Genomic DNA, 13081 nt, shown 5'->3' on the forward strand with positions numbered 1-13081 from the left:
GGCAGTATGAGACGGAACCGTACGCAGATAAGGGATCATAAAGCAGAATCTCAACTGTTTAAAAGACGGGCTATTGTGGCTTTTCTTAGTATTCTTCTGCTGGTCGGGGTTTTGATTGCCAATCTGTACAATATCCAAATCAATCAGTATCAGGATTATAAGACCCGCTCTAACGACAACCGAATCAAGATCATCCCGATTGCACCAAATCGGGGGCTTATCTATGACAGAAACGGTGAACTGCTGGCAGAAAACCAGCCAGTATACAGTCTTGAACTGACTCCGGAAAAAATCAAAAATATCGATGCAACTATTACCGGCCTGCAGACCATACTGGAAATATCAGAAGAAGATATCACCTCTTTCCATAAGGAACGTCGTCGTTCACGCCGCTTTAAATCGGTTCCGCTGCTGACCCAGTTAACCGAAGAGCAGGTGGCCCGATTTTCGGTTAACCAATATAAATTCCCTGGCGTTGAAGTCTCTGCAAAGCTGAAACGCTACTATCCGTACGGCTCGGCATTGACCCATGTTCTGGGGTATGTTTCCCGTATTAATGATAAAGATATTCAGCGCCTTACCCGGGAAAACAAAGAAGCCAATTATCAGGCAACTCATGATATCGGTAAGCTGGGAATAGAACGTTATTATGAAGATATCCTGCACGGCTTGCCCGGTTATCAGGAAGTAGAAGTTAACAGTCGCGGCAGGATTATCCGGACACTGAAGTATGTGCCGCCGGTACCGGGAAAAGATATCGTTCTGAATATTGATATCAATATTCAGATGTATGTTTACAAACTACTCAATCAACGCCGTGGTGCAGTGATTGTTCTGGATCCAAATGATAATGGTGTACTAGCTATGGTTTCCAGCCCCAGTTACGATCCGAATAAGTTTGTCCACGGTATTTCAAGCAAAGCATATAGTGCCTTGCTGACCGATAAAGACCGTCCGCTGGTTAACCGCACAACTCTTGGCATTTACCCGCCAGCATCAACAGTAAAACCATTTATGGCTGTTGCGGCTTTACAAGAAGAAATCATTACCCCTTATACCGTACGAACAGATCCCGGATACTGGAAAATTCCCAACTCAAAAACCCGCCCGTTCCGGGACTGGCTGCGCTGGGGACACGGCAAAGTGGATGTCCTTAAATCACTGGAAGAATCCGTCGATACCTTCTTCTATCAGGTTGCCTATGACATGGGCATAGACAGAATCTCAAAATGGATGGGAATGTTCGGTTTTGGTGATTATACCGGAATTGATATCTACGAAGAAAGTAAAGCCAATATGCCCAGCCGGGAATGGAAAATGGCTCGGCACAGAGTTCCCTGGTATCAGGGAGACACAATTCCGGTCGGGATCGGACAAGGTTACTGGACAGCAACACCGATGCAGATAGCAAAGGCAACCTCCGTGCTGGTGCATCGTGGTGAAGTTCTTGCTCCTCACCTGCTTCGGGCAACCATCGACAAAAACGACAACAGCGGGGAAGAACCCGCTCCCATATTGGTGCCACCTGAACAATATCCGCCCATTACCGGCGTATCGGATCGCTACTGGGATATCTCCAAACAGGGTATGTATCTGGTCAATCACGGTAAAAAAGGCACAGCAAGGCGGGCTTTTCAGGATCTGAAGTATAAAAGTGCCGGAAAATCAGGCTCCGCCCAGGTCTTCGGTCTGGGAGAAGATGAAGAATATAATGCAGATGAGCTGGCAGAACACCTGCACGACCATGCTCTGTTTACATCATTTGCACCTCTGGAAAATCCACAGGCGATTGTGACTATCGTATTGGAAAATGCAGGAGGCGGCTCAACACAAGGTGCCCCTGTGGTGCGGAAGATACTGGATAGAATTATTTTGGGCGAAAAAGAGGCACCGGAGCAAAAATGATCGTTGACCCTTCTACAGGCAAAAGCCGGATCTTTTTTGAAAGACTGCATATCGACCTGCCGATGCTGATTGGCTTATTGGCATTAATGGGCTTTGGCCTGATTATCATGTTCAGTGCCAGTGGCCAGAATATGGCGATGATGGAGCGTCAGGCTTTGCGCATGCTGCTTGCGATTACCGTCATGATTGTACTGGCTCAGGTATCACCCCGTACTTATGAAGCCCTTGCTCCCTTCCTGTTTTTAGCCGGTGTCAGCTTACTGTTGGGCGTTCTGCTGTTTGGTGAAGCGTCAAAAGGTGCTCAGCGCTGGCTTAATCTTGGCTTTATTCGTTTCCAGCCATCAGAATTGCTTAAACTGGCCGTTCCCCTGATGGTAGCACGCTATATCGGTAAACAAGCATTGCCACCAACATTTAAGACTCTAATTATTTCGCTGGTTATGGTTGTTGTACCAACCATACTGATTGCTAAACAGCCAGATTTAGGTACTTCTATCCTTATCGCTGCATCAGGAATTTTCGTTATTTTTCTGGCCGGGATCAGTTGGCGGATTATCTTTGCTGCCTGTATAGCTCTGGGAGGCTTTATTCCGGTACTCTGGTTTTTTTTAATGCGGGAATACCAAAAGGTCAGGGTAAGAACGCTGTTTAACCCGGAATCAGATCCACTGGGAGCCGGCTACCATATTATCCAGAGTAAAATTGCTATCGGCTCAGGAGGATTGACTGGCAAAGGCTGGTTACATGGTACTCAGTCACAGCTGGAATTTCTTCCCGAGCGTCACACCGACTTTATCTTTGCTGTAATTGCTGAAGAGTGGGGGATACTGGGTTTTTTATTTCTATTGTCCCTGTATCTGTTTGTTATCGGTCGAGGTCTCTACCTAGCCAGCCGTGCACAAACTGCCTTCGGCCGTATGATGGCCGGGAGTATTGTTCTCAGCTTCTTTGTTTATATTTTCGTCAACATTGGTATGGTGAGTGGTATTCTTCCGGTTGTAGGTGTTCCCCTTCCCCTGATCAGCTACGGAGGAACATCTATGGTAACCCTGATGGCCGGATTCGGTATTCTGATGTCAATCCATACACACAGAACTATTCTGTCCCGATCAACTTGACCCGGAAGCGGATAACATGAAAAAAATACTGATCCCCCTGATTCTGATCATACTGGCAGGCTGCTCCAACAGTGGCGGACGCTACACTATCGCCAAAGATACCGGACCGGATGAACCTGTCCGGCTGGATCATATCGAAGAGATCCAACCGAAATATGAGCCGTTCAGTCTTGGTGGAAATAAAGACTACCGACTATGGGGGCAATCCTACCAGATCGTACGGTCTCCGGATGGATTTAAACAACAGGGGATTGCTTCTTGGTATGGTAAAAAATTCCATGGTCACCAGACAGCCAATGGTGAAATATACGATATGTATTCCATGTCGGCAGCGCATAAAACTTTGCCGATACCCAGTTATGTAAAAATTATTAATCAGGATAACGGCAAATCTGCCATTGTCCGAATTAATGACCGAGGTCCATTTCATGATGGCCGTATCATTGATCTCAGCTATGCAGCTGCATATAAACTCGGGGTACTCCAGACCGGTACTGCGCAGGTTGAAATTGAATATATCCGGGTTCCGTCACAGTCGGCAGTACCTGCCGAGGAGACGGTTTCCCCTGTGACAGCCCCCGGTTCTGACTATATGATTCAGGTTGCTTCTTCAAATAATGAGCAACGCACCCGAACTTTAGCTGAAAAATTGAGTCAAACGTTCTCTGTCAAAACATTCGTTGAAGCTCTGGATGGGAAGTTTCGGGTAATACTCGGTCCTTTTAATGACTATGAAGGTACACAGCAGACACTACAGCGGGTGAAAACACAGGGATACCCTGGCGCATTTATAAGAAAGACCCGCTAAGACTCTGACTTCATAAAATGATTCTGCTAAGATACGACTAATTTCAGTTCTAAATATTTAAAATGATTGTACACAAAATGAACAAATCAACATTAATTCTGCATACCGCTCTGCTGACCGCTGCGTCATTTACGGCCACTATTTCGTACTCCGCCCCGATTGTTGTTCCGGATGCGCCTCAAATTGCAGCCAAAGGCTACGTTCTTATTGATTTCAATTCAGGCAAGGTACTGGCTGAAAAAGAAATGAACACCAAACTGTCTCCGGCCAGCCTGACCAAAATGATGACCAGCTATGTTATCGGGCAGGAACTGGCTCGTGGAAATATCTCCCTTCAGGATGATGTAGTTGTCAGTAAAAATGCCTGGGCAAAGAACTACCCAGATTCATCAAAAATGTTTATCGAAGTCGGTACGACGGTAAAAGTGGAAGATCTTAACCGGGGAATCATTATTCAATCCGGTAACGATGCCTGTGTTGCTATGGCAGAGCATGTTGCCGGTTCAGAAGACGCATTTGTGGATCTGATGAACGCATGGGCACAGTCTATCGGCATGACGAATACTCATTTTGCCAATGTTCACGGGCTGGATAATCCAAACCTGTATTCCACCCCATATGATATGGCTCTGCTGGGTCGGGCACTGATCCGCGACGTGCCTAATGAATATCAAATCTACTCAGAAAAGAAATTTACCTATAACGGTATTACCCAGTACAACCGTAACGGCCTGCTCTGGGACAAAAGCATGAATGTTGACGGTATTAAAACTGGCCACACCAGCAACGCCGGGTATAGCCTTGTCAGCTCTGCAACCGAAGGGAAAATGCGGCTGGTTGCTGCTGTTATGGGAACGAAAAACGAGAATGCCCGAAAAGCAGAGAGTAAAAAACTGCTCAACTACGGTTTCCGTTTCTTTGAAACTGTTGCACCACACAAAGCCGGTGAAACTTTTGTCAGTGAGCGTATCTGGATGGGCAACAAAGATACGGTTCCTCTGGGCGTAAGTAAGGATACTTATGTTACTTTGCCCCGCGGTCAGGCAAAAGATCTGAAAGCCAGCTTTATTCTGGACAAGGAACTGAAAGCTCCGATTGCTCAGGGTGATGTTGTCGGTAAGCTTTACTATCAACTTAACGGTGAAGATATTGCGGAATATCCGCTACTGGCTCTGGAAGACGTAGAAAAAGGCAGCCTGTTCAGCCGGTTAATCGACTATGTCATTCTAATGTTTAAAAGCTGGTTCTGAACCGAATTACAACTAAGACATCAGGGTAGTCATTCGACTACCCTTTTTCTTTACTTGTAGTTGAAGAGCTAAACTCCTACTGAGCAAAGTCAAATCACTTGAGTTCAGGTCATAATCCCAGTACCATTCTGCATCCGTAAAAGCCGGTTCGGAGCGAATAATGCAAGAGCAACCAAAGCTAAAAGATCTGCTGGAATTTCCCTGCCAGTTCACCTATAAAGTCATGGGCTACGCCAAACCTGAGCTGCCGGAGCTTGTTCTGGAGGTAATCCAGAAACATGCCCCTGGTGACTATAGCCCGGCAGTTAAGCCAAGCGGAAAAGGAACCTATCACTCCGTTTCCGTCACTATTACAGCCACCTCTATCGAACAGGTAGAGACACTGTATAAAGAACTGGGCGAAATTGATATTGTCCGTATGGTGCTATAACTTACCCATTTCTTTACAAAGACAGCGGCCCAGGTCGCTGTCTTTGTCTATAAAAACAAAAAAATCATTAACATTTTTTATACTTCTGTAATTATCAGTAGTGACATACTCCAAAGAAGTTTATAATCTTTTTACTTTATAAACTAATGTAGACTGGGGTAAGGTTTGAGCGAAATCCAAAATCAGCTTATTGTCAGAGATCTGGGATACAGAGAATACCTTCCTGTCTGGCAAAATATGCAGGATTTTACCGATACCCGCACTGATACAACTCCTGATGAAATCTGGCTGGTCGAGCATCCTCCCGTTTTTACTCAGGGCCAGGCCGGTAGCGCTGAACACCTTATAGACCCTGGTGATATTCCTGTTATTCAGAGTGACCGCGGAGGGCAAGTCACCTACCATGGTCAGGGACAGCTTGTTGCCTATTTTCTGTTAAACTTGCGCAGAAAAGAGTTCGGTGTAAGAGAACTGGTAACTCATATCGAAACGCTGGTTATTGAAACACTCAATGAGTTGAATATAGAGTCAAAATCCCGTCCCGAAGCGCCGGGGGTATACGTTGATAACAAGAAAATATGCTCTCTTGGGCTAAGAGTACGTAAAGGGTGTACGTTCCACGGGCTGGCTCTGAATATCGATATGGACCTGTCCCCTTTTCTGAGAATTAATCCTTGCGGGTATCAGGGACTGGAAATGACACAGATACGGGATCTTAAACCCGATGTCACACTACATGATGTAAAAAGAATTCTTATAACTAAGCTTGTCGCGCAGCTTCAGTACTCTCAGATGACTTTACTCTAAAGTCACTCAGCTCCGGATGTACCGAAGTTAATTAAAATCACAGAAGAAAGTAATTGTATATGAGCAAACCAAGTCAAATGGAAGTCGGTGTCAAATACCGCGATGCCGATAAAATGGGCTCAATTCCGGTGAAATTTATGCAGGATGAGCCAAAAGAAATCCTCCGCAAACCAGAGTGGATGAAGATTAAACTCCCGGCAGATAGCCAGCGTATTCAGGATATCAAATCTGCGATGCGTAAGAATAATCTTCATTCGGTTTGTGAAGAAGCTTCCTGCCCTAATCTGGCCGAATGTTTTAACCACGGTACGGCCACTTTTATGATCCTGGGAGCCATCTGTACCCGTCGCTGTCCATTCTGCGATGTCGCTCACGGACGACCTCTTACACCGGATGCTGAAGAACCGGCTCATTTGGCTCAGACCATCAAAGACATGAAATTAAAATATGTTGTTATTACGTCCGTTGACCGTGATGACTTACGCGATGGGGGTGCTCAGCATTTTGCTGACTGTAATCGTGAGATCAGAAGACAGAGCCCGGATATTAGAATCGAAACTCTGGTTCCGGACTTTCGCGGCCGGGTCGACAGTGCCCTGGATATTCTTAAAGACAACCCGCCGGATGTGTTCAACCATAATCTGGAAACGGCACCCCGTCTTTACCGTAAAGTCCGTCCGGGTGCCAGCTATAAGCGCTCTCTGGAGCTATTAAAACGCTTTAAGGAAGCTCATCCGGATATTCCGACTAAATCTGGTCTGATGATGGGTCTCGGAGAAACCAAAGAAGAGATTGTTGACGTCCTGAAAGACCTGCGTGACCATGGTGTTACTATGCTGACTCTGGGCCAGTACCTGGCACCAAGCCGCCACCACCTGCCGGTAGAGCGTTATATTCCGCCTGCAGAATTTGAAGAACTGAAAGAGATTGCCCTTGAGCTGGGCTTTACCCATGCTGCCTGTGGCCCGTTTGTGCGCTCTTCTTATCATGCAGATCTTCAGGCTCAAGGGGTAGAGGTAAAATAATACCGGATACCTCTCCGGTATCTCTGTCCTGGGGATTGGTGAGGATGACATATCCTCACCGAAGTTCCAGCAGGAGGAAGCTACTTCATATATGGCTTAAATGCCTCAGAAGAGATTTCTTTAAACCCATCATCAGTTTTGACGACCATAAAGACCGCCAGTCCCTGCTGATTTGCCAAATCAATACCTTTTTCAGCCCCCAAAACCATCAGCCCGGTTGCCAGCCCGTCAGCCGTCATACAGGACGGATGCAACGCTGTTACCGAAACAACCTTATGGCTGATCGGTTTTCCGGTTTGAGGGTTAATAATATGTGAATAACGGATACCATCCCGTTCAAAATAATTGCGGTAGTCGCCGGACGTTGCGATAGACATATCACCCGGCTCAATGATTTCCTGTATAGCCCGCTCATTCACATCTGGTTTTTCAATGGCAATGCGCCAGCCGGTATTTTCACGATTCTTGCCTTTCATACGAATTTCACCGCCGATCTCAACCATAAAATTATGGATCCCCTGCGATTGCATGTATTCTGCAATAACATCAACCCCCCAGCCCTTTGCAATTGTAGACAAGTCAACATACAGTTCAGGAATCGCTTTACTCAGACTGGTATCCGTCACACTTAAATAACCAATCCCGACAATAGCTCTGCGCCGGGCCAGTTCTTCATCCGTCGGAACAACTTCAGGGCGCGCCTCCGGACCAAATCCCCACAGATTAACCAAAGGTCCGACAGTGACATCCAGAGCTCCGGAAGTCAGCTGACTCAAACGAACCGCTTCCCTGACTACTGTTATCATTTCAGGTGATACAGGATATGGTTCTGAACCACGATACTGGTTAAAACGGCTTAACTCTGAAGTTTTCCGGTAAGTAGACATCAGATCATTCACCTGCTCCAGTCGTACATCAATCTCTTTATGTAACGCATTGGCATCAGGGATACCTTCTGTTGAGATGTATTTTATATTGTAGGTAGTACCCATTGTTGATCCGGTAAAATGAATTTGCTCCGGAGCTTTACTACAAGCGCTGATAAAGAAAACAGCAATCATGCTGATCAGCCAGAATTTTATAAATTTCACAGGGTTCTCCTGAATAAGGGAATCGTCAGATACAGAGAAATATTTTAGTCCTTTTTCCCCCGAAAAAACAAATGGCTGACTCCGTCTGTTTTGTAAAAACAGAGGAAATCAGCCATGTACTAATATTACCGGTTATAGATCAGAGTTTGTTAACCGCCGAAATCGTCCAGCAGAATATTTTCATCTTCTACACCAAGGTCTTTCAGCATACCGATAACTGCAGCGTTCATCATCGGTGGACCACACATGTAATATTCACAATCTTCCGGAGCTTCATGATCCTTCAGATAGTTTTCATAAATAACATTATGAATAAAACCTGTGTAACCATCCCAGTTATCTTCCGGTAACGGGTCAGACAGAGCAACATGCCACTCAAAATTATCATTATCTTCAGCCAGCTTGTCGAAATCTTCTACATAAAACATTTCACGCTTTGAACGTGCACCATACCAGAATGACATCTTACGTTTTGAATTCAAACGCAGTAACTGGTCAAAAATATGTGAGCGCATAGGAGCCATACCGGCACCACCACCGATAAACACCATCTCATTATCTGTGTCCTTGGCAAAAAATTCACCAAATGGCCCGGAGATCGTGCACTTATCACCTGGTTTCAGCGACCATATATAAGAAGACATCACTCCAGGAGGCACATCAGGCATACTTGGTGGTGGTGTTGCAATACGAACATTCAGCTTAATCAGACCTTTTTCTTCTGGGTAAGAGGCCATAGAATACGCCCGGATAGCATGTTCTTTCACTACCGACTCGTAACGAAACAGATTGAACTTATCCCAGTCTTCACGATACTCCTCAGGAATATCATAATCGGCATATTTAATGTGGTGAGGCTCAGCTTCAATCTGGATATACCCTCCGGCACGAAATGGTACTTCTTCCCCTTCAGGGATTTTAAGTACTAATTCTTTAATAAAGGTCGCCTGGTTGTCATTTGAAACAACTTCACACTCCCATTTTTTGACACCGAAGATCTCTTCCGGTAGCTCGATTTCCATATCCGCTTTTACCGCAACCTGACAGGAAAGACGCTCACCCTCCCGAGCTTCCCCCTTAGTGATATGATCCAACTCAGTCGGTAAAATATCACCACCGCCAGATTTCACTTTAACCCGACACTGACCACAGGAACCACCACCACCACAGGCAGATGAAACAAAGATGCCGTTTCCGGCCATCGCTCCTAGAAGTTTACTTCCCGGAGAAGTCGTAAAACTCTTCTCCGGGTCACCGTTCACAGTAATAGTCACATCACCTGATGGTACCAGTTTGGATTTGGCCAATAGAATGATCAAAACCAATGCCAGTACAATCACGGTAAACATCACTACACCAAGAATAATACTTTGCATAACTATTCCTTATCTCTTGTGTCGTTTACCGACGACTTACAACTGAACACCAGAGAAAGACATAAAGCCTAACGCCATTAATCCTACCGTGATAAAGGTAATCCCCAGACCACGCAGCCCCGGGGGCACATCCGAATACTTCATCTTCTCCCGAATCCCTGCCAATGCAACAATAGCCAGCAACCAACCCAGACCCGAACCAAATCCGTATACAACTGATTCTGTGAAGTTATAATCGCGCTGTACCATAAAAGATACACCACCAAAAATCGCACAGTTTACGGTAATAAGCGGCAGGAAAATCCCCAGAGCGTTATATAGGGGCGGAAAGAAGCGATCCAGCACCATTTCCAGGATCTGCACCAATGCAGCAATAACACCGATAAAGGTAATAAAATTAAGGAAGCTTAAATCAACCCCTTCAACCAACGCGTTATCTCTCAGCACCAGATTATACAGCAGGTTATTGACCGGTACCGAAATAGTCAGTACCACTGTAACCGCAACTCCCAGACCAAACGACGTCTTTACCTTCTTGGATACCGCCAGAAATGTACACATACCCAAAAAGAACGACAAAGCTAAGTTCTCGATAAAGATCGAACGAACAAGCAAGCTAATATAATGTTCCATGTTCTCTTACTCCTTCGCTTCGACTTGTTCCGGTTTCAATATACGGATACCCCATATCATAAAACCGATCAGGAAAAACGCCGATGGAGCCAGCAGCATCATACCGTTAGGCTGATACCATCCACCATCAGAAACCAGCGGCAGGATTTCCATACCGAATAGCTTGCCGGATCCCAGCAATTCACGGAAAAAACCAACAGTGATCAGAACGAAACCATAACCCAGACCGTTACCAATACCATCAATAAGTGATGGTAGCGGATCCGACTTCATAGCATATGCTTCTGCCCGTCCCATAACGATACAGTTAGTAATAATCAGGCCGACAAAAACTGAAAGCTGCTTAGAAATTTCATACAGATAAGCTTTTAGAATTTGGTCTACCACGATAACCAGTGATGCGATAATCGCCATCTGCACAATAATACGTACACTGTTTGGGATATGGTGACGAATAACGGAAACGAAAAAGTTGGAAAATGCTGTTACAAACATCACCGCCAGTGTCATAACAAAAGCAGTTTCCAGCTTGGTCGTTACCGCCAGAGCTGAACAGACCCCCAGAACCTGAAGTGCGATAGGGTTATTGTCCATCACCGGCTCAAGCAGATGTTTTTTCATCTCTTTTACAGATGCCATCAGTTCAATCCTCCATCGCGGACTTTAGCCAGGAAAGGACCGAATCCCATCTCACCCAGCCAGAAGTCGAAAGTATTCTGGACACCGTTACTGGTCAGCGTTGCACCGGATAAACCATCAACACCGTGCTCGCTTCCCTGTGGTGCTCCACCTTTTACGATCTTAATCGCAGGATGATGCTCGTCATCAAACAGTTTCTTACCCGTAAACTGAGCCCGCCAGCGAGGGTTCTCCACTTCACCACCCAGCCCCGGAGTTTCCCCCTGCTCATAGTAAGTAATACCAGAAACCGTGTTGCCATCCATTTCTACTGCAATAAAGGCATACATCATAGACCAGAGACCATTACCATGAATGGGTAAAATAACCCGTTTCACGTTATCTCCGTCTTTAACCAGATAGACAGTTCCTTTATTTGCCCGGCGGATGATCTTTGCAACATCCTGGTCAGCATTCAGCTTCACAGACAGTACCGGATCTTTTGCGGCAATACGCTGATCATACAGGTCAGCATTACCATCAACAAAATTACCCGAATTAAAATCAACTAGACGTGGTTCAATATATTGAGCAAAAAGCGTTTTAACATCACCTTCAGCCTGTACACCGGACACTTCCAGAATTTTACTCTGCTTATCCAATTTTGCGTTTTCAATCTGCTTATCACGCAGACCGATAGCCGCTGTTGATACGATAATTGAGCACACTAAGCTCAATGCGATAACAACAAACAGCGTTTTTGAAATGCTATCGTTATTGCTTGCCATAGCGTGCCAGCCTCCGTTTAATGTTTTTCTCAATGACCACATGATCAAACAGCGGTGCAAACAGATTCGAGAACAGAATTGCCAGCATCATTCCTTCCGGATACGCCGGATTCACCACCCGAACCAGAACACACATCAGGCCGATCAAAATGCCATAAGCCCACTTACCCTGGTTAGTAAAAGAAGCCGATACAGGATCTGTCGCCATAAAGAACATACCAAAAGCGAAGCCCCCCAGAACAAGGTGCCAGTGCCACGGCATATTAAACATAGGATTGGTATCAGAGCCAATAATGTTGAACAGGAAAGAAGTCGCAATCATACCGATCATCACGCCGGCAATAATGCGCCATGAAGCAACACCGGCATATACAATCACCAGAGCACCTATCATCAGAGCAAACGTTGAAACTTCACCGATAGAGCCAGGAATATTACCGAAGAAAGCATCCCACCAGCTGATTGACTCACCAGTAACATTATGGATAAGAGCTCCCGCACCACCATGAGCCCACTGACTGAGAGCCGTTGCTCCGGAGAAGCCGTCAGCCGCAGTCCAGACTACATCACCGGAAATCTGCGCCGGATAAGCAAAAAACAAAAATGCCCGTCCAGCCAGTGCCGGGTTCAGGAAGTTCCGTCCTGTACCACCAAACAGTTCTTTCGCGACAACCACACCAAAAGTGATGCCCATCGCTGCCTGCCAGAGTGGCAACGTCGGCGGTACAATAAGGGCGAACAAAATGGAAGTAACAAAGAAGCCTTCATTCACTTCGTGCCTGCGCACAATGCAGAACAATACCTCCCAGAAACCACCAACAGCAAACACCACAGCATAGATCGGCAAGAAGTAACTGGCTCCGAGGAGCATCATACTGCCCCACCCGGCATCAGGCGTTAAACCACCCCCCAGCATTTCGGTCATCCAGTAATGCCAATTACCGGAAATAACACTGGTGAGCTGATCACCACTATACAGGTGATTAAGTGCGATAATAGCCTGATGCCCGGCATTATACATGCCCCAGAACATCGCCGGAAAAATGGCAAACCAGACAAGGATCATGATGCGTTTTAAATCAACACTATCACGCACATGTGAACTCTGTTTGGTTACTGTGCCCGGAGTATAGAAAATCGTAGCCGTTGCTTCATAGAGCGGGTACCACTTTTCATACTTACCACCTGGCTCAAAATGATGCTCGGCATCCTCAAGTAACTTTTTAAGCATG

General features: G+C 45.9%; 13 protein-coding genes. 7 read left to right on the forward strand and 6 right to left on the reverse strand.

Translation table 11 applies throughout. The features are described from left to right. Window positions 1-6 precede the first annotated feature (6 nt). The 7 genes from mrdA to lipA all read left to right on the forward strand — a co-directional run bounded on the left by mrdA (window position 7) and on the right by lipA (window position 7343). Window positions 7-1905 carry a penicillin-binding protein 2 gene (mrdA, locus tag CSW98_RS10745; RefSeq protein ID WP_100800481.1) on the forward strand — a complete coding sequence of 633 codons (1899 nt, stop codon included), beginning with the start codon at window positions 7-9 and terminating at the stop codon, window positions 1903-1905. Further along, entirely contained in the window at window positions 1902-3023 is a 1122-nt protein-coding gene (gene rodA, locus CSW98_RS10750) for a rod shape-determining protein RodA (RefSeq protein ID WP_100800482.1), read from the forward strand. Before mrdA ends, rodA begins: the two co-directional genes overlap by 4 nt. A gap of 16 nt (window positions 3024-3039) precedes the next feature. Next, window positions 3040-3831, forward strand: coding sequence for a septal ring lytic transglycosylase RlpA family protein (locus CSW98_RS10755; protein ID WP_100800483.1), 792 nt, complete (start codon window positions 3040-3042; stop codon window positions 3829-3831). A gap of 77 nt (window positions 3832-3908) precedes the next feature. Next, the gene (locus CSW98_RS10760) at window positions 3909-5081 is read left to right on the forward strand and encodes a serine hydrolase (RefSeq protein WP_100800669.1); all 1173 of its coding nucleotides are present in this window, start codon (window positions 3909-3911) and stop codon (window positions 5079-5081) included. A 160-nt stretch (window positions 5082-5241) separates the two neighbouring features. Beyond that, complete coding sequence (gene ybeD, locus CSW98_RS10765) at window positions 5242-5511, forward strand: DUF493 family protein YbeD (RefSeq protein ID WP_100800484.1); 270 nt, start codon at window positions 5242-5244, stop codon at window positions 5509-5511. A 174-nt stretch (window positions 5512-5685) separates the two neighbouring features. Further along, entirely contained in the window at window positions 5686-6318 is a 633-nt protein-coding gene (gene lipB / locus CSW98_RS10770) for a lipoyl(octanoyl) transferase LipB (protein ID WP_100800670.1), read from the forward strand. Between the two features lie 59 nt (window positions 6319-6377). After that, window positions 6378-7343 (forward strand): lipoyl synthase, encoded by a 966-nt coding sequence (gene lipA, locus CSW98_RS10775; RefSeq protein ID WP_100800485.1) that lies wholly within the window; start codon window positions 6378-6380, stop codon window positions 7341-7343. A gap of 80 nt (window positions 7344-7423) precedes the next feature. On the opposite strand, the gene CSW98_RS10780 is transcribed toward lipA, so the two are convergent. The 6 genes from CSW98_RS10780 to CSW98_RS10805 form a co-directional block, all read right to left on the reverse strand. Further along, window positions 7424-8425, reverse strand: a complete 1002-nt coding sequence (locus tag CSW98_RS10780) for an FAD:protein FMN transferase (protein WP_100800671.1) — start codon at window positions 8423-8425, stop codon at window positions 7424-7426. Window positions 8426-8583: 158 nt separating this feature from the next. Then, complete coding sequence (gene nqrF / locus CSW98_RS10785; protein WP_100800486.1) at window positions 8584-9810, reverse strand: NADH:ubiquinone reductase (Na(+)-transporting) subunit F; 1227 nt, start codon at window positions 9808-9810, stop codon at window positions 8584-8586. Between the two features lie 36 nt (window positions 9811-9846). Further along, window positions 9847-10443 (reverse strand): NADH:ubiquinone reductase (Na(+)-transporting) subunit E, encoded by a 597-nt coding sequence (gene nqrE, locus CSW98_RS10790; RefSeq protein ID WP_100800487.1) that lies wholly within the window; start codon window positions 10441-10443, stop codon window positions 9847-9849. A 6-nt stretch (window positions 10444-10449) separates the two neighbouring features. Continuing rightward, the gene (locus CSW98_RS10795; protein ID WP_100800488.1) at window positions 10450-11082 is read right to left on the reverse strand and encodes an NADH:ubiquinone reductase (Na(+)-transporting) subunit D; all 633 of its coding nucleotides are present in this window, start codon (window positions 11080-11082) and stop codon (window positions 10450-10452) included. Then, a complete protein-coding gene (locus CSW98_RS10800; RefSeq protein ID WP_100800489.1) occupies window positions 11082-11849 on the reverse strand; it encodes a Na(+)-translocating NADH-quinone reductase subunit C in 768 nt (255 codons plus the stop codon). The genes CSW98_RS10795 and CSW98_RS10800 overlap by 1 nt, the downstream gene beginning before the upstream one ends. Further along, complete coding sequence (locus CSW98_RS10805; RefSeq protein WP_100800490.1) at window positions 11836-13080, reverse strand: NADH:ubiquinone reductase (Na(+)-transporting) subunit B; 1245 nt, start codon at window positions 13078-13080, stop codon at window positions 11836-11838. The genes CSW98_RS10800 and CSW98_RS10805 overlap by 14 nt, the downstream gene beginning before the upstream one ends. Window position 13081 lies beyond the last annotated feature (1 nt).

The organism is Vibrio sp. HA2012, from assembly GCF_002812955.1.
Taxonomy (GTDB): Bacteria; Pseudomonadota; Gammaproteobacteria; order Enterobacterales; family Vibrionaceae; genus Vibrio.